Origin of the sequence: Klebsiella sp. KP20-425-1, from assembly GCF_025813515.1 — a bacterium.
GTDB lineage: Bacteria > Pseudomonadota > Gammaproteobacteria > Enterobacterales > Enterobacteriaceae > Klebsiella > Klebsiella pneumoniae.
Window position 1 is genome coordinate 2,743,368 of the sequence record NZ_CP109614.1, and the last position, 20,840, is coordinate 2,764,207.

Annotated in this window: 17 protein-coding genes; 6 read left to right on the forward strand and 11 right to left on the reverse strand. The window is 60.0% G+C overall.

Annotation, left to right across the window (positions count from 1 at the left end; genetic code table 11):
- Positions 1-204: 204 nt before the first annotated feature.
- Complete coding sequence (locus OHJ17_RS13570; RefSeq protein ID WP_004183912.1) at positions 205-1,125, reverse strand: N-acetylmuramic acid 6-phosphate etherase; 921 nt, start codon at positions 1,123-1,125, stop codon at positions 205-207.
- A gap of 163 nt (positions 1,126-1,288) precedes the next feature.
- A complete protein-coding gene (locus tag OHJ17_RS13575; RefSeq protein ID WP_004176301.1) occupies positions 1,289-1,645 on the reverse strand; it encodes a hypothetical protein in 357 nt (118 codons plus the stop codon).
- A 155-nt stretch (positions 1,646-1,800) separates the two neighbouring features.
- Between OHJ17_RS13575 and OHJ17_RS13580 the strand changes: the two genes are divergently transcribed.
- Both OHJ17_RS13580 and dcuR read left to right on the forward strand, forming a co-directional pair.
- Positions 1,801-3,417, forward strand: coding sequence for a sensor histidine kinase (locus OHJ17_RS13580; protein ID WP_023301966.1), 1,617 nt, complete (start codon positions 1,801-1,803; stop codon positions 3,415-3,417).
- Positions 3,414-4,133: a two-component system response regulator DcuR gene (dcuR, locus tag OHJ17_RS13585; protein WP_004176303.1), complete on the forward strand. Its 720-nt coding sequence runs from the start codon at positions 3,414-3,416 to the stop codon at positions 4,131-4,133. Before OHJ17_RS13580 ends, dcuR begins: the two co-directional genes overlap by 4 nt.
- Here dcuR and OHJ17_RS13590 read toward each other — a convergent pair.
- Together OHJ17_RS13590 and OHJ17_RS13595 are read right to left on the reverse strand one after the other, a co-directional pair.
- Positions 4,114-5,064, reverse strand: coding sequence for an FAD:protein FMN transferase (locus OHJ17_RS13590; RefSeq protein WP_002903618.1), 951 nt, complete (start codon positions 5,062-5,064; stop codon positions 4,114-4,116). The two genes, dcuR and OHJ17_RS13590, sit on opposite strands and share 20 nt — an antisense overlap.
- A gap of 67 nt (positions 5,065-5,131) precedes the next feature.
- Positions 5,132-7,909, reverse strand: a complete 2,778-nt coding sequence (locus OHJ17_RS13595) for a flavocytochrome c (RefSeq protein ID WP_032412127.1) — start codon at positions 7,907-7,909, stop codon at positions 5,132-5,134.
- A gap of 641 nt (positions 7,910-8,550) precedes the next feature.
- On the opposite strand from OHJ17_RS13595, the gene OHJ17_RS13600 reads away from it, so the two are divergent.
- The 3 genes from OHJ17_RS13600 to OHJ17_RS13610 all read left to right on the forward strand — a co-directional run bounded on the left by OHJ17_RS13600 (position 8,551) and on the right by OHJ17_RS13610 (position 13,548).
- On the forward strand, positions 8,551-10,062 hold the full coding sequence (locus OHJ17_RS13600) for an anion permease (RefSeq protein ID WP_004148278.1): 1,512 nt from the start codon (positions 8,551-8,553) through the stop codon (positions 10,060-10,062).
- Positions 10,063-10,116: 54 nt separating this feature from the next.
- Positions 10,117-11,769: a class I fumarate hydratase FumA gene (gene fumA, locus OHJ17_RS13605; protein ID WP_004152246.1), complete on the forward strand. Its 1,653-nt coding sequence runs from the start codon at positions 10,117-10,119 to the stop codon at positions 11,767-11,769.
- A gap of 162 nt (positions 11,770-11,931) precedes the next feature.
- On the forward strand, positions 11,932-13,548 hold the full coding sequence (locus tag OHJ17_RS13610) for a mechanosensitive ion channel family protein (RefSeq protein ID WP_032433057.1): 1,617 nt from the start codon (positions 11,932-11,934) through the stop codon (positions 13,546-13,548).
- A gap of 640 nt (positions 13,549-14,188) precedes the next feature.
- On the opposite strand, the gene pcaC is transcribed toward OHJ17_RS13610, so the two are convergent.
- From pcaC to OHJ17_RS13640, 6 genes are read right to left on the reverse strand one after another with little or no spacing between them, the layout of a single operon-like run.
- The gene (gene pcaC / locus OHJ17_RS13615; RefSeq protein WP_004143067.1) at positions 14,189-14,578 is read right to left on the reverse strand and encodes a 4-carboxymuconolactone decarboxylase; all 390 of its coding nucleotides are present in this window, start codon (positions 14,576-14,578) and stop codon (positions 14,189-14,191) included.
- On the reverse strand, positions 14,571-15,335 hold the full coding sequence (gene pcaD / locus OHJ17_RS13620) for a 3-oxoadipate enol-lactonase (RefSeq protein WP_004151556.1): 765 nt from the start codon (positions 15,333-15,335) through the stop codon (positions 14,571-14,573). The genes pcaC and pcaD overlap by 8 nt, the downstream gene beginning before the upstream one ends.
- Entirely contained in the window at positions 15,325-16,677 is a 1,353-nt protein-coding gene (locus OHJ17_RS13625; RefSeq protein WP_032433055.1) for a 3-carboxy-cis,cis-muconate cycloisomerase, read from the reverse strand. Before OHJ17_RS13625 ends, pcaD begins: the two co-directional genes overlap by 11 nt.
- A gap of 9 nt (positions 16,678-16,686) precedes the next feature.
- A complete protein-coding gene (gene pcaF, locus OHJ17_RS13630; protein ID WP_020316477.1) occupies positions 16,687-17,889 on the reverse strand; it encodes a 3-oxoadipyl-CoA thiolase in 1,203 nt (400 codons plus the stop codon).
- Positions 17,890-17,899: 10 nt separating this feature from the next.
- The gene (locus OHJ17_RS13635) at positions 17,900-18,556 is read right to left on the reverse strand and encodes a 3-oxoacid CoA-transferase subunit B (protein ID WP_004151559.1); all 657 of its coding nucleotides are present in this window, start codon (positions 18,554-18,556) and stop codon (positions 17,900-17,902) included.
- Positions 18,557-18,566: 10 nt separating this feature from the next.
- The gene (locus tag OHJ17_RS13640; protein WP_023287596.1) at positions 18,567-19,253 is read right to left on the reverse strand and encodes a 3-oxoacid CoA-transferase subunit A; all 687 of its coding nucleotides are present in this window, start codon (positions 19,251-19,253) and stop codon (positions 18,567-18,569) included.
- A gap of 169 nt (positions 19,254-19,422) precedes the next feature.
- Between OHJ17_RS13640 and OHJ17_RS13645 the strand changes: the two genes are divergently transcribed.
- Positions 19,423-20,229 (forward strand): IclR family transcriptional regulator domain-containing protein, encoded by an 807-nt coding sequence (locus OHJ17_RS13645; RefSeq protein ID WP_004151560.1) that lies wholly within the window; start codon positions 19,423-19,425, stop codon positions 20,227-20,229.
- Here OHJ17_RS13645 and smrA read toward each other — a convergent pair.
- Entirely contained in the window at positions 20,226-20,789 is a 564-nt protein-coding gene (smrA, locus tag OHJ17_RS13650; RefSeq protein ID WP_004143055.1) for a DNA endonuclease SmrA, read from the reverse strand. The genes OHJ17_RS13645 and smrA overlap by 4 nt on opposite strands.
- Between the last annotated feature and the right edge of the window lie 51 nt (positions 20,790-20,840).

The following is a 20,840-nucleotide window of genomic DNA, read 5'->3' on the forward strand; positions in this document are numbered from 1 at the left end:
TATTTTAAAATATCATTTACACTCTCGCATTTTAAACCAAACAGTTATTTAACTTAAAAAATCAATTTTAAAAATAGAGCGAAGACGGATAAAAAATAAGGTCGAAAATTCAATATCTATTGCCGGGTAAAATAAAAGATAAGAATTTCTTTAATTACAAAAGTCCAGGCGCGCATGCTCATCGCGCGCCTGGCAGAGAAGGGATTACTGGGCGGGAGTGACAGCGCTACGCTGGGCTTCACGCAGGGCGAGACGCAGATGATCGTGATGTTTGGTTAGCAGCTCCCGCGCGTGCCAGGCGTCAAGCCCGCTGAGCAGCATCAGGATCGCGGTGCGGCAGTGCTGATGACAGCTGGCCAGGGCGGCCTTTGCTTCACTGCGCGTGCAATCGGTGGCCGCCATCACAATCGCTATCTGCCGCTCCGCCCAGTGCGAATTGTCAGCCTGCACGTCCACCCGCAAATTGCTGTACACCCGACCGTCACGGATGGCGAGTCCGGTTGTCAGCATATTGACGATCTGCCTCTGGGCCAACTGAGCCTTCGGATTGGCTAACCCCGCCACCGCCTCCGGCCCGGTCTGCGGAGCAATAATGATATCCGCCAGCTGCGCCGCCTCGCTGGTCGGCTGCTGGGTGATGACCGCTATCGGGGCGCCCAGCGACCAGGCGTGGCGCATCGCCCCCCACACCCATGGCGTCTTGCCGCTGACGGTCAGCGCCAGCAGCATATCGCGGTTGCTGAAGTCCAGCGACTGCAGCTCAAAGGCGCCCAGGTCATAATTATTCGCTGCAGTCTCCCGCTCGGCCATCGCCGTCGTCTGCCCACCGGCAATCAGCCCCACCAGCGCGTGTTTACCTTCCGGCGAATAGTCGCTGACCGCCTCAATGGCCGTCCGGCCCGAAGCGCCGGCGCCAATAATGACCAGGCGCCCTCCCCGGCTTATCGTCGCGGTGGCGATATCAATCAGCCGGGCGATATCCGGCAGACAGGCGCCGACCGCCTCCGATATCTGCTTATCATCCTGATGCAGCATCGCCAGCATATCGGCGGTGGCGAGGCGATCGATGTGGGTGGTCTCCGGGTGACGACGAGCCTGCATTGACGCGGTTAGCGAACTGCTCATAACAACCTCCATTTACGACAGAAAAAGCGCATCTCGGCAAAATCAGCGGCCTGATGCATATCCTTATATTCATCAGGACTATTTAACCTCTGCCGCCACTATAAGTGGAATGTTCTGCGCTTTACCGCCGTCGGGGTCACAGTTTACCGTCCCCAACGCGCGTTTACGGGTGATTGTCGGTTATCTGAGCAATTCTGTCTGAGGTCTCATCTTCACCACCCGCCTGCATAGCCAGCCAGAAGGATTGCTGGCAAAGGTTATAAAACTGTTTGCGCATCGGGTTGATCTCCTGGCCGGCGGCGTCGATAACCTGCCAGTCAATCCAGCACTCCGGGCAGGATGCGCTATCCTGCTGCGCGATCTCGAGCTCATAGCGGCGCTGGATCACCACCCCGCTGCGATGCCGCCAGCGGGCGATCTCCCACTCTGCTTCCGCTTCATTATCCTGTTCACGATGCTGCGCCAGACGTTCAACGTGCCGCTGCCGGAGGATATCCCGGACCAGAGAAGCCAGTTCCATAGTGTCTCCCTTAAGCCTGTGGCGAAAAGTCGCAGTGTACCGCGCGCTGGAGGAGTCTGCCGTAGCAAAAGCGGCCTTTTGCTTTGATTACACGGCTTTATGTATGCCGCGCTATCGGCGATAATAATCTTTCACTGAATCTACCCGGGGTCGTCATGAAGGCTTCAGAGCACCCGCCTCGCGTTCGCCAACGCGCCTTACCGTTAAAGCTGAGCACCGCCGTGTCCTTGATGATCGGCAGCGTCATCGGCGCCGTGCTGCTGCTGGTGTATGCCTTGTGGTATATGCAGATCAGCAACGCCACCCGCGACGGTCTGAAAGAGACCGCGCTGGCGGTGGCGCGCACCATGGCCGATATGCCGCAGGTGAAGCGCGGACTGGAGGCGCCCCCGCAGCAGCAGATCATTCAGCCGCTGGCGCAGGCCATTACCCGCCGCAACGACCTGTTGTACGCTATCGTCACCGATATGCAGGGTATTCGCTATTCGCATCCGGACAGCTCAATCATCGGCAAACCGTTCATCGGCCACGATATTCAGCCGACGCTGCAGGGGAAAGAGAATGTCGCCATCAACCACGGGGTGCTGGCCCCGGCGCTACGGGTGTTTACGCCGGTGTTCAACGAACGGCATCAGCAAATCGGCGTGGTGGTGGTCGGCATTTCACTGAGTAAAGTGGACGAACAGATCGCCAACAGCCGTTGGGACGTGCTGCTGACCATCCTGTTCAGCGCGCTGGTCTGCGCGCTGGGCACCTGGAGCCTGGTTCGCGGCCTGAAGCGCGTGCTGCTGGGGCTGGAGCCGCACGAAATATCCACCCAGTTTCAGCAGCGTCAGGCCATGCTTCACGCCCTCAAGGAGGGGGTGGTAGCGGTCGATGCCCATGGCGAGGTAAATCTCATCAACCCCGCGGCGGAAGAGATCCTCTTTTCCGGCCCGGATAAGACTCTCGTTCACAGCCCCCTGCTCGACGATCTGCAGACCGTGCTGCAGAGCGGCGAGCCAATGTTCGACCGCGAACTGGGGTGCAATGGTCTGCTGCTGATCGGCAATACAGTGCCCATTCGCAGCCAGGGTGCGGTGGTCGGCGCCATCTGTACCTTCCGTGATAAAACGGAGGTCAGCCAATTGCTGCAGCGACTGGACGGCATGATGAGCTATGTGGATGCCCTGCGCACCACCTCCCATGAGTTTATGAATAAACTGCACGTGATCCTCGGTCTGCTGAATATGAAAAGCTACGGCAAACTCGAGGAATACGTGCTGCAGACCGCCCACCGCTACCAGGCGGACATCGGCGACATTCAACATCGCATTAAATCCCCGGTGGTGGCCGGCTTCCTGATAAGTAAAATTCAGCGCGCCACAGAGTGCGGCTTTACCCTGACGCTGGCGGAGGAGAGCCTGGTGCCGGATTGTCCGAACGAGAAACAGGTCACGGTGCTGGTGACGGTGCTGGGCAACCTTATTGAGAACGCGCTGGACGCCATGAGCGGCCAGGCGGAGGGTGAGATCGGCCTGCTGCTGCACTACCAGGACGGCTGGCTAAGCGGTGAAGTGAGCGACGATGGGCCGGGGATCCCGGAGAACAACATCGACGCTATCTTTAACAAAGGCTTCTCCACCAAAGGCGAGAATCGCGGCGTCGGGCTGTTTCTTGCTAACCAGCAGTTGCGCGAGCTCGGCGGCACCCTCGCCGTCGAATCGGAACCCGGCGTATTTACCCAATTTTTTGTTCATCTCCCCTGGGATAGTAAAAGGAAACCTGCGTGATAAATGTTTTAATTGTTGACGATGATGCCATGGTGGCCGAACTGAATCGCCTGTACGTGGCAAGGGTTCCCGGCTTTCGTTGCAGCGGGAGCGCTTCGACGCTCAGTCAGGCCCAGGAGATGATTAACGATCCGCAGCAGGAGATCGATCTGGTGCTGCTGGATGTCTACATGCAGCAGGACAGCGGGCTCGATCTGCTGCCAACCATCCGCGAGTCGGGGCGCGCCATCGACGTTATCATGATTACCTCGGCGGCGGATGCCGCCACGGTACAGACCGCGATGCATTACGGGGTGGTCGATTACCTGATTAAACCCTTCCAGTTTCCGCGCTTTGAAGAGGCGCTCACCACCTGGCGGGAGAAGCGCAAGCTAATAACCGGCCAGCCCTATTACGAACAGGCCGATGTCGACCGCCTGCTGCACGGCGGCGCGCCGGAGGCCAGCGACGCGCGCAAGCTGCCTAAAGGGTTAACCGCGCAAACGCTGCGCACACTCTGCCAGTGGATTGACGCCCATCCGGATGTCGAATTCTCTACCGATGAGCTGGCGGCGGCGGTGAATATCTCCCGCGTTTCCTGCCGCAAATATCTGATTTGGCTGGCGCAGATCAATATTCTCTATACCACTATCCACTACGGCGCTACCGGGCGGCCGGTCTATCGCTACCGCCTGGTCGCCGAACAGTACAGTTTGCTTAAGCAGTACAGTCAATAACCCGATAGCCGCTGTCCAGCGACGCAAAACGCAGCCGCTGCGGCGATGAGAGAATAATGTCGCGATTTTTGGTAACGAAAATCGCGTCGATATCCTGCCGCTGACGCAGCGCTGCGCAGCCCTTCTCCACGCCGAGGCCGAACAGCAGCGTGGTCCAGATGTCGCCGTCTAAAGAATCCGCGGAAATGACCGTCACGCTGTCGAGTTCGTTGTCCAGCGGATAACCGCTGCGCGGGTCGAGAATATGGTGCCAGCGTTTGCCATCCTGTTCGAAATAGCGCTCGTAGGTCCCGGAGGTGACTACCGATTGCCCGTTGACCGTCAGGGAACCGATCAGCGCCTGCGCGTCGGCAAATGGTTTTTTCAGGCCAATGGCCCATTCGCCGAGGGTATGCACATTGCCGCCGAGGTTGATCAGCGCCTTCTCCACCTGCTGCTGACGGAGAAAATCGCGCACGCGGTCAGCGATATAGCCTTTGGCGATCGCCCCGAGATCCAGCTCCATCCCCGGCTGTTGGAGAAACACGCTGCAGGTTGCCTCATCAAGGATCACCTCCTGTGGGCGGGTCAGCGCCAGTCGGGCTCTGATATCAGCCGCGTCAGGCACGCTGTGCCCGTGAAAACCAATTCGCCACAGCTTCACCAGCGGGCCGATGGCGAGGTTAAAGGCGCTGTCGCGCACCATGCTGGCTGCTTTGGCGCACTGGATCAGCTGAAAGACCGGTCGGCTGACGGTGACCGGATGACGCCCGGCGGCATGGTTGATATCCATCACCTGCGACTCGGCGCGGTTAACGGTGAGCAGGTCTTCGTAGCGCTTGATAAGCTGGAAAACGCGGGAGGCCATCGCCTCATCGTGGGAACAGAGTTTGAGCAGGATGGGCGAGCCCATCAACACGGCGGAGTAGCTATAGACGCGGTTATCGGACATCGGGCTCTCCTTAGAAGGGGCAAGCCGGGCGGCGAAAGCGCCAACCCGGCAGGAGCAAGGTTACAGGTTATCCTCTGGCACGTTTCGCCGCCTGATGGCCCGCGAGGGTACCGAAGATGATGATATCCGCCACCGCGTTACCGCCGATACGGTTGCCGCCGTGGATCCCGCCCACCACTTCACCGGCGGCGTAGGCGCCGCGAATCGGCTGCTGCGCCACATTCAGCACTTCGCCATCGGTATTAATGGTCACGCCGCCCATGGTGTGGTGCACCCCGGGTGCGATGCGAATGGCGTGGAACGGGCCTTCGTTAATCGGCGCGCGCAGCGCGGTGGTCCGGCCAAACTGTTCATCATGCTGTTTTTCCACCGCCCCGTTGTAGCATTCGAGGGTGGCGAGGAAGGCATGGTAATCCATCCCCAGTTTCTCCGCCAGTTCCCGCGGTGAGCTGGCGCTGGTGACGAAGCCTTTGGCGATGTACTCGTCGGCAGCTTTGTTTTTCGCCCGCACATGCTCGTCGAAGACGATGTAAGCATAGTGTTCCGGCAGAGCGATAATCGCCGCCGAGACTTTATCGCGGGTCTCCATCTCGTTGAAGAAGCGGTTCCCCTGCTGGTTAACGAGAATAGCGCCGCCGCCGCGAATCGATTCGGAAATCAGATACGAGGTCTGCTGCTCGACGGTCGGGTGAATCTGAATTTCGCCCATGTCCACGGTGCCGGCGCCGATGCGTTCCAGCAACGCGATACCGCTCCCGGTAGCCCCTTTGTGGTTAGTGGTGACGAAGCCTTCAAGGTCAGGACGATACTTCCCGACCATCGCGCTGTTAGCGCTGAAGCCGCCGGTGGCCACTACGATGCTTTTGGTCTGTACTTCAATGACCTCTTTTTCGTCGTTGATCAGACGTACACCGCTAACCTCATCCCCGCGCATCAGGATCTCTTCCACCGAGGTATCCAGCAGGACGTCAATACCGCGTTTGGTGATGTTGCGCACCAGGCCGCTAATCAGATAGCCGCCGACCGCTGACCCGTCGCGCGGACGGTGGGTACGGTCAATGCTCATCCCACCGGTGGTGGTAATGTCGTTGAGCATAATGCCCCGGTCCGCCAGCCACTCAATGGCTTGCGGCGCGTTTTCAACGAAACGGCGCAGCAGCTGCGGGTTGTTTTTGTTGTGGCCGCCCTTCAGGGTTTCCTGATAGAACAACTCCTTACTGTCTTTGATACCTTTCACGCGCTGGAAGCGGGTTTCCGCGGCGTTCATCCCGGCGGAAGCCTTGATGGTGTTCCCGCCGATGGTTGGCATTTTTTCAACGATCAGCACGCTGGCCCCTTCGTCGTGTGCCTGAATGGCTGCCGCCAGACCGGCGCCGCCGCTGCCGACTACCACCACATCATAGCTTTTCGGCGCGGCGTCATTGCCGCCCTCTTCCGCCGCCAGCGCTTTACTCGATTTCAGCATCGCTTTGGCGACCGCTTTTTTCACCGCCTCGCTCTGGCTGGTGGCCCCGGAAATGGCATCGACGTGCGGGGTATTGGCGGTGAGAATACGTTCGCGGATCTCTTCGAAGCTGGTGGTGAATTCCACGGTCTGGACCGGGCTCGCCGCCAGTTCGATATCGGCAATATGGTCATTTTCGAGGCTGACGTTGATCACCAGCTCATTGGCGTCATCGTGGACGGTCTCAACAAACATCCCCGGTTTAAATTTGGCGTCGCCCATGCTCATGTCGCGGATCATCGCTTCCACCAGCGAGAAACGCCATAGCGGTTCCGGAATGTGCAGCGCTTCACGCTGGGTGCTGTCGATAAACAGCTCCAGCTCTTCGCCGGCGGCGATACGTGACGCCCAGTCCGGATAGGCGATGCAGGCGCGGCCCACGGCGATCAGGTCATAACCATGATCGAGGCCCTGCTCGGCATCAGCGGCGTTCACCACCCCGCCGACGCCCATCACCGGCACCTGGGCGAGGATGTCAGAGCGCATCGCGCAGTATTTCTCGATCAGCGGCGTCGCATCGCTGGTATCGACGATAGACGGACGCAGGGTGGCACCCACCGAGAAGTGCAGATAGTCGACACCGCGGGCGGCCAGCTTTTCCAGCAGATACATGGTGTCGTCAAAGCGGATCCCCGGGACCTCCATCTCCTCCGGCGAGAAGCGATAGCCGATGATAAAGGCATCGTCAGCATACTGGCGGGCCATTTTGTGGGTAATATCCAGCACCGCCAGTGGGAAACGGGCGCGGTTGTCGCGGCTACCGCCCCACTCGTCATCGCGCTGGTTGGAGTTCGGCGAATAGAACTGCTGAATGAGATAGGTATTGGCGCCGTGAATTTCGACCCCGTCGAAACCGGCGAGAATGGCGCGACGAACGCCGTCGCCAAACTTGGCGATCATCCCTTCCACTTCTTCTCCGCTCAGCGCCCGCGGCATGGCGGCGCCCTCACGCGGCGCGGCAATAGCGCTCGGCGCCACCGGCTGGCGCCCCCCGATCAGCTGCGGGTCGACCATACGGCCGCCGTGGTAGATCTGCAGAATCGCTTTTGAACCCTCGGCTTTGATCGCCTCAGCGATTTTCGCCAGGCCGGCAATTTTTTCATCATTATCAATGCCGATCGCGCCCGGGAAGGCCAGACCGTAGTCATCAATAAAGCAGCACTCGACAATAATGGTACCGATGCTTCCGGCGCGCGCGCGGTAGTACTCCACCAGCTCGCTGGTGACAGTACCATCGAAATAACCGGTGCAGGTGGTCATTGGCGCCATGAGCAAACGGTTTTTCAGCTCGGTACCATTTGGTAAAGTAAATGGCTGCAAAATACGTTCGTTACTGGTCATAAGTTACGCTCCAGATTTTAAAATATTAAAAGCTCAGAATGAGGTGACGGAATCATTAATGGTTTTGGTTTTTTAATTCCTGTTGTCATGCCAATAATATAGCGCGTTTTTTAATTACTAAACCAATTACATTAGTTATAAAACTATTTAACCCCAGCAATAACATCGCTACCTCTATTGTATTATTAAAATAATAAATAGCATTTACATAATACAAATGCGTGATAACAATTAGGATACTTTTGTTAACATAAACAATGACAAAGAAACAACAAAAAATACAATAAAATCATAAAGATACTAAAACATAAAATAATTTCAGCATTTATTGTTCATTTTTCTTTTAACATCTATCGATATTTTAGCCCAAATAACACCTCATCATATAGGGTTATACTGATAATAAAAAAATAGTGAAATCACCGGCTTTTATTGATCTTGATCAATTGCAACGGCCATTGAAAGCGCAATATATAAATAACCAACAAATTTAATTTAACGCCTCATAAAACGCGTTAAATAAGCGCCCTGTCGATACTCAGAAATGCAAAATAAAAACTAAAGTAACTTTTGTAATTAAAGAAACCACTGAGCAAGACGCTGGCGTAAACGTTATTTTCAACAACTTGCAGATACTCATTATGAAAGAGAAAAAGACAACCATACCGCCTGCCGGTGCAGTCAAGCCAACGACTGCGAATAAAAAACCTCTCCTGATGATGGCGCTGCCGATTATCGTTGCCGTGCTGTTATTGTTCGTCCCGGTCCCCGAAGGCCTGCCGCCGTACGCCTGGCACTACTTCGCTATCTTTGTCGGGGTGATCGTCGGGTTGATTTTTGAACCGCTGCCCGGCGCCGTTATCGGTATCACCGGCGTGGTAGTTATTGCCTTGTGCAGCCAGTGGCTGCTGTTCAGCCCGGATCAGATGGCCGCGCCAGGCTTCAAAATGGCTGGCGCCTCCTTTAAGTGGGCGGTGAGCGGCTTCGGCAACTCCACCGTGTGGCTTATCTTCGGCGCGTTCATGTTCGCCGCCGGCTACGATAAAACGCAGTTCGGCCGCCGCCTGGCGCTGATTCTGGTGAAATATCTTGGCCGTCGCAGCCTGACGCTCGGCTACGCCATCACCTTCGCGGATCTGCTGCTGGCGCCGTTTACGCCGTCTAACACCGCACGCAGCGGGGGGACTATCTACCCGATTATCGCTAACCTGCCGCCGCTGTACGGTTCAAAGCCAAACGATCCGAGCGCACGTAAAATCGGTTCCTATCTGATGTGGGTAGCGATCACCGCCGCCTGTATTACCAGCTCGATGTTCCTGTCGGCTTTGGCCCCGAACCTGCTGGCCCTGGCGCTGGTCAAAAGCATTGTTGGCATCAATATCTCCTGGGGCACCTGGTTCATCGCCTTCCTGCCGCTGGGTATCCTGCTGATTCTGGCTATGCCGCTGCTGGCCTACTGGTTCTACCCGCCGGAAGTGAAAGTCAATAACGAAGTGCCACTGTGGGCCGCGCGTGAACTGGAAAAACTGGGCAAACTGTCGCGCAATGAAATTCTGCTGCTGGTATTCGTCTGCTTCGCGCTGATGATGTGGATCTTCGCCGCCGACTGGATCGAACCGGCGCTGGCTGCCCTGCTGGTTATCGTGCTGATGCTGTGGACCGGCGTGCTCTCCTGGAGCGATATCACCAACAACAAAGCGGCATGGAACACCTTTGTCTGGTTCGCCACCCTGGTGGCACTGGCCGACGGCCTCTCCTCCACCGGCTTTATCGCCTGGCTGGGTAAAGAGGGCGGCGCGCTGATGAGCGGCATCTCCCCGGGGATGGCGACCATCGTCCTGCTGCTGGCGTTCTACCTGCTGCACTATCTGTTTGCCAGCACCACCGCGCACACCACCGCGCTGCTGCCGGCCATGCTGACCATTGCCTCGACTATCCCGGGAATGAATATGGAAGTGTTTGTCCTGCTGATGGTCACCTCGCTGGGCGTGATGGGGATCATCACCCCGTACGGTACTGGCCCAAGCCCAATCTACTACGGCAGCGGCTACCTGCCGACCAAAGATTACTGGCGCCTCGGCACCATCTTTGGCGCCATCTTCCTGGCCGCCCTGCTGCTGATTGGCTATCCGTGGATGTCCATGATGTTCTGATTCATAACCGCCGGGACTACCCCGGCGGTTTTTATCTTTATGGAGTAAGTGACTATGTCGACTAAACCGTTTGTTTATCAGGATCCGTTTCCGCTGGCGCACGACGATACGGAATACTATCTGCTCAGCAAAGAGCACGTCTCCGTCGCCGAATTTGACGGCCAGCAGGTCCTGAAAGTAGAGCCGCAGGCGCTGACCTTGCTCGCACAGCAGGCCTTCCACGACGCCGCCTTTATGCTGCGCGTCTCCCATCAGCAACAGGTCGCCTCGATTTTGCTCGACCCGGAAGCCAGCGATAACGATAAATATGTCGCCCTGCAGTTCCTGCGCAACTCGGAAATTGCCGCCAAGGGCGTGCTGCCCACCTGCCAGGATACCGGCACCGCGATCATTATGGGGAAAAAAGGCCAGCGCGTCTGGACCGGCGGCGGCGATGAAGCCGCCCTGGCGCAGGGCGTTTACAACACCTATACCGAAGATAACCTGCGCTACTCACAGAACGCGCCGCTGGATATGTATAAAGAGGTTAACACCGGCACCAACCTGCCGGCGCAGATCGATCTCTACAGCGTCGACGGTGAAGAATATAAGTTCCTGTGCATGGCGAAAGGCGGCGGTTCCGCCAACAAAACCTATCTGTACCAGGAGACCAAGGCCCTGATCACCCCGGCGAAGCTGAAAAACTACCTCGTTGAGAAGATGCGCACTCTCGGCACCGCCGCCTGCCCGCCGTACCACATCGCGTTTGTGATCGGCGGCACCTCGGCGGAAGCGACGCTGAAGACCGTCAAACTGGCCTCGACCCGCTATTACGACGGTCTGCCGACCGAAGGTAACGAACACGGTCAGGCATTCCGCGACGTGCAACTGGAGCAGGAATTGCTGCAGGAAGCGCAGAACCTCGGCCTCGGCGCGCAGTTCGGCGGGAAATACTTCGCCCACGATATCCGGGTGATCCGTCTGCCGCGCCACGGCGCCTCCTGCCCGATCGGCATGGGTGTCTCCTGCTCCGCCGACCGCAATATCAAAGCCAAAATTAACCGCGACGGTATCTGGATCGAGAAGCTGGAGAGCAATCCGGGAAAATATATTCCTGAACATCTGCGTCAGGCCGGCGAAGGCGAAGTGGTAAGCATCAACCTGAATCAGCCGATGAGCGAGATCCTGGCGCAGCTGTCGGCACATCCGGTCTCCACCCGCCTGAGCCTTAACGGCACCATTATCGTGGCCCGCGACATCGCCCACGCCAAGCTGAAGGAACTTATCGACAACGGCGAGGCGCTGCCGCAGTACGTCAAAGATCACCCGATCTACTACGCGGGCCCGGCAAAAACGCCAGCCGGTTACGCTTCCGGCTCCCTCGGCCCAACCACTGCCGGCCGCATGGACTCTTACGTTGATCTGCTGCAGTCCCACGGCGCGAGCATGGTGATGCTGGCGAAAGGCAACCGCAGCCAGCAGGTGACCGATGCCTGCCATAAACACGGCGGCTTCTACCTTGGAAGCATCGGCGGCCCGGCGGCAGTGCTCGCCCAGCAGAGTATCAAGAGCCTCGAGTGCGTGGCCTATCCGGAACTGGGGATGGAAGCTATCTGGAAAATCGAAGTGGAAGATTTTCCGGCGTTTATCCTCGTCGATGATAAAGGCAACGACTTCTTCCAGCAGATCCAGAATAAGCAGTGCGCGGGCTGTAAACAGCACGGCTAACGCTATCCTCTGACGCTGATATCAGGCCGTCGCCGTTTGGGCGACGGCTTTTTTATGTCCGCGTTTCCCCAGCTTGAATTCACTTCGCACCAGGCTATGCTCAACTACAAGCCCTCCGTTTTTTACTGAAAAATAACAATAATTCTTATCTCAGGTGCCTCAATGAACAGGATGAGCATCGTTATCCTCTGGGCGCTGGCGCTGCTGGTGCTCCAGCCGGCGCTGGCCGCCGAACCGCGACAGCAGCCAACCGCGCGCGAGCAGGCACGCACGGTCACGATTTTCCACCAACCTGTCGTCATGTTGCAGGCCACCTTTGGCCAGACCACGCCCGAAGAGCGCGTTTTGCGCACCCGCAGCGCCCTGCGCGCCTTCACCGAAGATGATATTCGCCAGCCGCTGCGGGTCGTGCCGGTTATCCGCTATGGTCAGCCAGGCAGACTGTTTCTGATGAACGGCAAACCGGTGCTGCTGCTGAGCCAGGCGGATCTCGACGAGGGCGATGATTTAACCCTCGACCAGGCAGCCCAGCGGGTGCTGGCGCGTATGGAAGCCCAGCGCACCAGCCTCCAGGAGCAGTTCAACAACCGCTATCTGTTCATCTCCGCCGGTAAAGCCCTGGCCGGGGCGCTGCTGCTGGCGCTGTTCCACTACGGTGCCTTCCGCGCCTGGCGGCGGGTGCGACGCTTTTTCCTGCTGCAGATCCTCGAAAAACGTAGCGCCATACCCCAGCACTGGCGGCGCTATCTCGGCAATATTGAAGTTCGACTCTATGCTGTGCTGGTCATCTTTCTCGGCATGCTGGCCTGTTATCTCTGGCTGAGCTGGGCCTTCAGCCTGTTTCCCTGGACGCGGGTGTGGAGCGAATCGCTGGGGGACTGGTCGCTGGGGGTGATCCGCGACCTCTCTCTGTCGATTGTCGCCTCCCTGCCGGGGCTGATGATCGTGGTGCTTATTTTCCTTCTCACCTGGCTTATCATTCGCCTGGTGAAGGTGGTTCTCGACCAGGTCGCCGCCGGCCGCATTCAGGTTCCCGGCATTCATCCGGAGACCGTTAGCGCCACCCGTCGACTTATCTCGGTGGTCATCTGGTTGTTTGCCCTCTCCGCCGCCTACCCGTTCCTTCCCGGCGCCAACTCTCTCGCCTTCAAAGGCATTAGCGTGTTCTTCGGCCTGATGCTGACCCTCGGGTCAACCGGAGTGATGACCCATGCGATGAGCGGCCTGGTGCTGATCTACTCTCGGGCGCTGCGCAAAGGGGATTGGATCCGCCTCGCCGATAATGAGGGTCAGGTCAGCGAGATTGGCGTACTGGCAACCAAAATTCTCACCCGCGAAAATTACATCGTTACCGTCCCGAACGCGGTGGTGGTGAGCGGGAAAATTATTAATCTCAGCGCCGAAAGCGCCGACGGTGGAGTCAACCTCACCACCAGCGTCACCATCGGCTACGATACGCCGTGGCGTCAGGTCCATGCGATGCTGGAGCTGGCGGCGAGACGCACCCCGGGGATCGATCAGCAAATTGCGCCGGTGGTGCGTAAGCTGGGATTGCTCGACTGGTATACCTCGTATGAGCTGCAGGTGCGCTTACTCCCCACAACCAAGCTGCCGGATGGCCGCAACGCATTGCATAGCAGCATTATTGATGTGTTTAACGAATTCGGCGTGCAGATTATGTCGCCGAACTTTGTGATGCAGCCAAAGGCGGCGGTAGTTGTGCCGCAGGAAGCCTGGTACGCCGCCCCGGCCGTCGCGCCGCAGGAGCCTGAGAAATAAGGGTTAACGTAGCGGCATTTTCGCCGGGTGGCGGCTGCGCCTTACCCGGCCAGGGGTTCGTGCGGCCTGTCACTCATTTACCCACTTGCGCGACTGAAACTGCCGGTGCTGGCGGCCTCAACATCGCTGAGATGTTCCCGGAAGGCCGGGGCAGCCCGCATGGATGCGGGCTGAGGGCCGTGTTTTGCAGGGACGCTGCCTCGGCCCGACCCGCAGCCTGCAGGGATAAGTCGAAGGTACCGCGCAGCGGCGATTTTGCTGGCCGGAGCCCGGGGGTACAGGGGGCGGCGGCGACTGGCCGCCCCCTGTGCGCTCCCTGCGCCATACGAAACATAACGCAGAAGATCAACCGGGAGCGCAATCTGCCCGGAATTAACATAGAAGTTGTAGCCCTGCCAAACGTTGTGGCCCTGCCAAACATAGTGCGAACAGGGACATTTCCGGTTGTGCCTTTATTTCGCCGGGTGGCGGCTACGCCTTACCCGGCCTTCGGGGTCTACAGGCGATCTTCGCTTCCCAGGCCCGGCAAGCGCTGCGTCGGAGGGCAATCTATCGGCGCCGTACCCGCCATTTCGCCGGGTGGCGGCTGCGCCTTACCCGGCCTACAACGACTGCCGGGCAATCCTACTCGGACGACGACTCAACCCTGCGCGGCGTCGATGTCGTCAAACACCTGCTGCGCCAGATGCATCGTGGCATTGGCCGCCGGCAGCCCGCAGTACAGCGCAGAGTGCATGATCAGCTCTTTCAGTTCATCGCGGGTCACCCCGTTGTTAAACGACGCGCGTAGATGCATCTTCAGCTCCGCCTCGCGATTGAGAGCGATCAGCATGGCAATAGTGATCATGCTGCGGGTATGGTGATCGAGCCCCGGACGCGTCCAGGTCTCGCCCCAGGCATAGCGGGTAATAAAGTCCTGAAACTCATCATTCAACGGCGTCAGATGCTGCAGCGTACGGTCGACGTGGGCGTCGCCCAATACTTTGCGCCGTACCGCCATCCCGTCCTGATAGCGCTGTTTATCATCCATGGCGTTCCCCCTGGAAAAAGCTCAGCAGCGCCGAAGTAAAGCTTTTCGGCGCCTCAATGTTAGACAGATGCGATGCCGCCAGAACCACCACCTCGGAGGCGGGGATCTGCTGCTGCAGGAAATGAGCGTCACCGACCGTGGTGACAGGGTCACTTTCCCCGGCGATGATTAGCGTCGGCAGCGGGATCTGCCCCACTTCGCCCCGCAGGTCGGCGGCGGCCAGCGCCTCACAGCAGGCGGCATAGCCTTCAGCATCGGTATGGGTCAGCTGGTGACAAAGCGCCTCGACCACCTCCGGCGCCTTCTGGCGAAACGCGTGGGTGAACCAGCGGTCTGCCGCTCCGGCGGCCACCACCGCCATCCCCTCCTGACGTACGGCCCGCGCCCGCGACAGCCAGCTGGCCTGATCGCCAATGCGCGCCGCGGTGTTGGCGACCGCCAGACCATGAAAACGCTCCGGCGCAAAGCGTCCCAGCCACAGGCCGGTCAGACCGCCCATCGAGATCCCGCAGAACCAGGCGCGGTCGATATTCAGGTGATCGAGCAGCGCAATCACATCCTCCCCCAACTGGGCGAGGGTCACTTTGCCATTTTTTGTCGTTTTACCGTGGCCGTGCGTGTCGTAGCGCAGCACCCGGAAATGGGCGGTTAACGCCTCGATCTGCGGCTGCCACATCGCCCGGGTGGTGCCCAGCGAATTGGAGAGGACGATAACCGGCGCGCCATCCGGCCCGTCGAGTTGATAATCAAGATTCATCACGTTGCTCCTGATAACGCGCCAGCACCTGGCGCACAAAGCGTTCGGCGCTGCCGGTCGCCGTTGCCGGGTCCAGCAGCGTGGTTAAGCGTTCACGAGAGAGATACTGACTGACCTGTGGGTCAGCCGCGAGCAGATCGACCAGCGGGTAGTGACGGTCCAGCGCCTGGCGGCACAGCGCTTCGATGTGATGATGCGCCTCGGCTTTGCCAATGAATTCCGCCAGCGCCAGAGTCACCGCCTCAGCCATAATCAGCCCGTGGGTGATATCGAGATCGGCGCGCATTTTCTGCGGGAAAACCTGCATGTCGCGCACCAGCGCCTCGCTTTGCGCCAACGCCCCGCCCACCAGGGTAATTAGCTCCGGCAGGGTCTCCCACTCCGCCTGCCAGCCGCCCAGCGCCCGCTCATGCTGCTGGAGTTGGCTGGCGTAGAGCGTCGCCATCAGCCCCGGCGTACGCTGGGCGGCGGTCAGGATCGCCGCGCAGGCCACCGGATTGCGCTTATGCGGCATCGTCGACGAGCCGCCGCGGCCTTCCGCCACCGGCTCGCCGATCTCAGCCACTTCGGTCTGCATCAGCAGGGAGAAATCGTTAGCGAATTTCCCCAGCGTGCCGCAGACGCCGGCGAACCAGGCGCCCGCCTCCAGCAGCCGATCGCGCTGGCTGTGCCACGGAGTATCCGGCAGCGACAGACCGAGGATCTGCGCCAGCGCCAGGCCAACCGCCGGCCCTTTCTCTTTTAGCGCGTCCAGAGTGCCCGCGGCGCCGCCAAACTGCAGCGCCAGCAGCCGCGGACGCATCTCGCGCAGCCGCTGCTGCCAGCGCAGGAGCGCGTCGAGGGTGCCCGCCAGCTTCAGGCCAAAGGTCACCGGCAGCGCGTGCTGCATCCAGGTCCGGCCCGGCATCACGGTATCGCGATAACGATCCGCCTGGAGAGCCAGGGCCGCCAACAGCTGCTCAAGCAGAGTCTCAGCGGCATCCAGCGCCCCGCGCAGCTGGAGCACCAGTCCGGTGTCGATGGCGTCCTGGCTGGTAGCGCCCCAGTGAACGTAGCGCGCAGCCTCGGGATCTTGCGCTTTTACCTGCGCCGTCAGCTGTTTCACCAGCGGGATGGCCAGATTACCGGCTCCCACCGCCGCCTCGCCCAGCGCGGCAAAATCGATGGCCTCGTGGCGGCAGGCCGCGACAATTGGCCCGACCGCTTCCGGCGGCACCATCCCGCAGGCGGCCTGCGCTTGCGCCAGCGCCGCTTCAAAATCCAGCATGCCCTGCACCCGCTGCGCGTCGCTGAACCAGTCGGTTAGCGGACTGCTGCGCAGCATCGGGGTCAACAAACTCATTCTGGCTCCTTAAACGCGTTCAATAATCAGGGCGATCCCCTGTCCGACGCCGATGCACATGGTGCACAGGGCGTAACGACCGCCGGTCCGTTTCAGCTGATAAGCCGCGGTCATCGCCAGCCGGCCGCCGGAGGCGCCGAGCGGGTGGCCCAGCGCAATCGCCCCGCCGTTAGGGTTCACGTGGGCGGCATCGTCCGGTAAGCCCAAATCACGGGTCACCGCCAGCGCCTGCGCGGCGAAGGCTTCATTCAGCTCCATGACATCCATCTGGCCTAATGTCAGGCCGGTCTGCGCCAGCACCTTGCGCACCGCCGGCGCCGGGCCAAAGCCCATGATCCGCGGCGCCACGCCAGCCGTCGCCACGCCGACCACCCGGGCCAGCGGCTGAAGATCGTTAGCCGACAGCGCCGTCTCGCTGGCCAGCAGCAGCGCGCAGGCGCCGTCGTTAACCCCGGAGGCGTTACCGGCGGTAACGCTGCCGTCGGCGCGCACCACGCCGCGCAGTTTAGCCAGCGCCTCCAGCGAGGTGCTGCGCGGGTGCTCATCGCGGCTAAACAGCAGCGGCTCGCCTTTGCGCTGCGGCACCTGGACGGCGATCAGCTCATCGGCGAAACGCCCCGCCTCTTGCGCCGCGGCGGTGCGCAACTGACTGCGTAAGGCGAACGCGTCCTGATCGGCACGGGAGATGGCAAACTCATCGGCGACGTTTTCCGCCGTCTCCGGCATGGAATGCACGCCGTACAGGGCTTTCATCTGCGGGTTAATAAAGCGCCAGCCGATGGTGGTATCCTCCATCTGCATGCTGCGGCTAAAGGCGCTCTCCGCTTTCCCCATCACAAACGGCGCGCGGGACATGCTCTCCACCCCGCCGGCGATCATCAGCTGCGTCTCCCCGCTTTTAATCGCCCGCGCCGCAACGCCGATCGCGTCAAGGCTGGAACCGCACAGGCGGTTGATGGTGCTCCCGGGCACGCTCTCCGGCAGGCCGGCCAGCAGCAGCGCCATTCGCGCCACGTTGCGGTTGTCTTCCCCGGCCTGGTTGGCGCAGCCAAAGATCACATCGTCAATGCGCGAGGGATCCAGTCCCGGGTTCCGCGCCAGCAGCGCTTTCAGCGGCAGCGCCGCCAGGTCGTCAGCGCGCATCGTCGCCAAGGCACCGCCGAAACGGCCAAAGGGTGTACGCACCGCATCACAGATAAATGCCTGATTCATCATAGGTTCCTTACGCGCTTTCCGCCAGTTGTTGAAAGGTCAGCGCCACCGGAGTGATGCGCTGCAGCTCTTCAAAAGAGAGGCCGTTAAAGATTTCCCGCACCACCGGGCCGCGGTCGGTGATGTCGATCACCGCCAGGTCGGTATAGATCCGGCTGACGCAGCCGACGCCGGTCAGCGGGTAGCTGCACTGCGCCACCAGCTTGCACTCGCCGTCACGGGTCAGGTGGTCCATCATCACAAACACCTGGCGGGCGCCGATGGCCAGATCCATCGCCCCGCCAACGGCCGGGATCGCATCCGGCGCACCGGTGCTCCAGTTGGCGAGGTCGCCGCTGGCGGAAACCTGATAGGCCCCCAGCACGCAGATATCGAGATGACCGCCGCGCATCATGGCGAAGGAGTCGCCGTGGTGGAAATAGCAGCCGCCCTGCAGGAGGGTGACATACTCTTTACCGGCATTGATCAGCTCGGGATCTTCTTCCCCGGGCTGCGGTTTCGGCCCCATCCCCAGCAGGCCGTTTTCGCTGTGCAGGAATACCTCTTTGTCAGCGGGCAGGTAATTGGCGATGCGGGTCGGCAGGCCGATGCCGAGGTTGACGTAAGCGCCTTCGGGAATATCGCGGGCCACGCGCTGGGCCATTTCGTCACGGGTCAGTTTTTGCATGTCGGGCTCCTCAGGCGCGTTGTGCGGCAGTCAGGTTTTCCAGCGAGAAGACGCGCTGGACGAAAATGCCGGGGGTGATGATGTGTTCCGGGTCGAGGTCGCCCAGCGCCACCAGCTGCGAGACCTCTACGATGGTGGTTTTCGCCGCTGTCGCCATGATCGGGCCAAAGTTGCGCGCCGCCTTGCGATAGACCAGGTTGCCCCAGCGGTCGCCCTGGTGGGCTTTAATCAGCGCGAAATCGGCTTTGATCGGGTACTCCAGCACGTAGTGGCGACCGTCGATTTCCCGTGTCTCCTTGCCTTCCGCCAGCGGCGTGCCGTAGCCGGTGGGGGTAAATACCGCCCCCAGCCCGGCGCCAGCCGCCTGGATCCGCGCCGCGAGGTTGCCCTGCGGCACCAGCTCCAGCTCCACTTTGCCGCGACGGTAGAGATCATCGAAAATCTGCGAATCCACCTGGCGCGGAAAGGAGCAGATCATTTTGCGCACCCGGCCCGCCTTGAGCAGCGCGGCGAGCCCCACTTCCCCGTTGCCGGCGTTGTTATTTATGATGGTCAGGTCGCGAGCGCCCTGGTCAATCAGGGCGTCAATCAGAAAGGTCGGCTGGCCGGCGGGGCCAAAGCCGCCGATCATAATAGTCGCCCCATCGTGGATCCCGGCGATGGCCTCGCTCAGCGTCGATACGCTTTTATCAATCATCAGGTCGCTCCAGTGATGTGCGGTAATCGCACTTTTATTCGTTGTTCGCACAAAATGTGACCTGCTTAACGATGTCGGTCAAGGGCGATAATCGAAATATGGTGCGATAATCGAACATCGGTTATCTTTAGCGAAAGAATGTGATCGATGGCAAATATGGGGAACAGAAATGGACAAGCATCCAGACGATTTACTGACCGGCGACGGCGATCCGTTTAAAGGCGATCCTAACTTTATGGCCTCCCTGGCGCGGGGTCTGGAGGTGATTCAGGCGTTCACGCCGCAGCGGCCCCTGCTGTCTATCTCACAGATCAGTCAGAAGACCGGCATTCCGCGCGCCGCGGTGCGCCGCTGCCTGTATACCCTGAGCAAGCTGGGGTTCGTCTATGCAGAAGACGGTAAGAATTTCCAGCTGCGGCCGCGGATTCTGGCGCTGGGCCACGCCTGGCTGGCCTCGACGCCGCTGGCGCGTTCGGCGCAGCCGGTGCTGCGGCATCTGAGCGAAATGCTCAATGAGTCCTGCTCCATCGCCACCCTCGACGGCGACGATATCCTGTATATCGCCCGCGCCTCCAGCTCGCGGATTATGACCATCGACCTGGATATCGGCAGTCGCCTTCCGGCGTGGGCGACCTCGATGGGCCGGGTGCTGCTGAGCCATCAGCCGGAGGAGAAGCTCAACGATATGCTGGCCCGGGTGACCATGATCCGCTATACCCCACAGACGGTGGATTCGGTGGCGAAGCTGCGCGCCGAACTGAAACGGGTGCATCAGCAGGGGTATGCCCTCAACGATCAGGAGCTGGAGATGGGGCTGCGCTCCCTCGCGGTCCCGCTGTTTAACGCTCAGGGGCAGGTCCAGGCGGCGCTCAACGTCGGGGTGCATGCGGGCCAGATGACGGCCCGCGAGATGATCGAGCGCGTGCTGCCGGAGCTGCAAAAAGCCGCCCGCGAGCTGACGCTGCTTCTGCGCTAACGACTGCGCTTGGCGTGCTGCTCCCAGGTCTCCTGCTTCGCCTGCGCCGATTTACGCAGCGCGACATAGCAGGCGCCGCTGCCGCCATGATGCGGAAGCGCGGCGCAGAAGGCCTGCACCTCCGGCAGCTCTTCCAGCCAGCGCGCCAGATAGCTGCGGATAATATTGGCGTGGGACTGGTCGTCGCGGCCTTTGCCGTGAACGATCAGCACATTGCGTAACCCCTCTTTCTGCGCCTGCACCATAAAGGCGAAGAGCATCTGCCGGCACTGTTCCACCGGCTGGCGCAGCAGGGAGAGGCTCGCCTGCTGGCTGTATTTCCCCCGCCGCAGCTTATCCAGCACGCCGCTCTGCAGCCCTTCTCGCTTAAACTCCAGCGGCGTGGCGAGCGGCACGATATCGAGATAGCCGGTGGTGAGAAAATTATCCAGCTGCAGGGTATCGACGCGTTGCGGGGCCCGGCTGTTACGCCCGGGATGCCAGTGCACGTCATTATTACGTTTCAGAGGCTGGACATCTTCCATGGCGTCAAGAAACAGGGATTTGTCATCAAGGTTCATGGGCTCTCCTCCAGCGGCTGTCGCCAGCTACTATAGCCGCCTCGCGCTCCC

What these genes read in the sequence shown, in the direction of transcription:
- OHJ17_RS13570 (WP_004183912.1), bottom strand. Translation starts at nt 1,125, where the DNA reads ATGAGCAGTTCGCTAACCGCGTCAATGCAGGCTCGTCGTCACCCGGAG.
- OHJ17_RS13575 (WP_004176301.1), bottom strand. Translation starts at nt 1,645, where the DNA reads ATGGAACTGGCTTCTCTGGTCCGGGATATCCTCCGGCAGCGGCACGTT.
- OHJ17_RS13580 (WP_023301966.1), top strand. Translation starts at nt 1,801, where the DNA reads ATGAAGGCTTCAGAGCACCCGCCTCGCGTTCGCCAACGCGCCTTACCG.
- OHJ17_RS13590 (WP_002903618.1), bottom strand. Translation starts at nt 5,064, where the DNA reads ATGTCCGATAACCGCGTCTATAGCTACTCCGCCGTGTTGATGGGCTCG.
- OHJ17_RS13595 (WP_032412127.1), bottom strand. Translation starts at nt 7,909, where the DNA reads ATGACCAGTAACGAACGTATTTTGCAGCCATTTACTTTACCAAATGGT.
- OHJ17_RS13600 (WP_004148278.1), top strand. Translation starts at nt 8,551, where the DNA reads ATGAAAGAGAAAAAGACAACCATACCGCCTGCCGGTGCAGTCAAGCCA.
- fumA (WP_004152246.1), top strand. Translation starts at nt 10,117, where the DNA reads ATGTCGACTAAACCGTTTGTTTATCAGGATCCGTTTCCGCTGGCGCAC.
- OHJ17_RS13610 (WP_032433057.1), top strand. Translation starts at nt 11,932, where the DNA reads ATGAACAGGATGAGCATCGTTATCCTCTGGGCGCTGGCGCTGCTGGTG.
- pcaC (WP_004143067.1), bottom strand. Translation starts at nt 14,578, where the DNA reads ATGGATGATAAACAGCGCTATCAGGACGGGATGGCGGTACGGCGCAAA.
- pcaD (WP_004151556.1), bottom strand. Translation starts at nt 15,335, where the DNA reads ATGAATCTTGATTATCAACTCGACGGGCCGGATGGCGCGCCGGTTATC.
- OHJ17_RS13625 (WP_032433055.1), bottom strand. Translation starts at nt 16,677, where the DNA reads ATGAGTTTGTTGACCCCGATGCTGCGCAGCAGTCCGCTAACCGACTGG.
- pcaF (WP_020316477.1), bottom strand. Translation starts at nt 17,889, where the DNA reads ATGAATCAGGCATTTATCTGTGATGCGGTGCGTACACCCTTTGGCCGT.
- OHJ17_RS13635 (WP_004151559.1), bottom strand. Translation starts at nt 18,556, where the DNA reads ATGCAAAAACTGACCCGTGACGAAATGGCCCAGCGCGTGGCCCGCGAT.
- OHJ17_RS13640 (WP_023287596.1), bottom strand. Translation starts at nt 19,253, where the DNA reads ATGATTGATAAAAGCGTATCGACGCTGAGCGAGGCCATCGCCGGGATC.
- OHJ17_RS13645 (WP_004151560.1), top strand. Translation starts at nt 19,423, where the DNA reads ATGGACAAGCATCCAGACGATTTACTGACCGGCGACGGCGATCCGTTT.
- smrA (WP_004143055.1), bottom strand. Translation starts at nt 20,789, where the DNA reads ATGAACCTTGATGACAAATCCCTGTTTCTTGACGCCATGGAAGATGTC.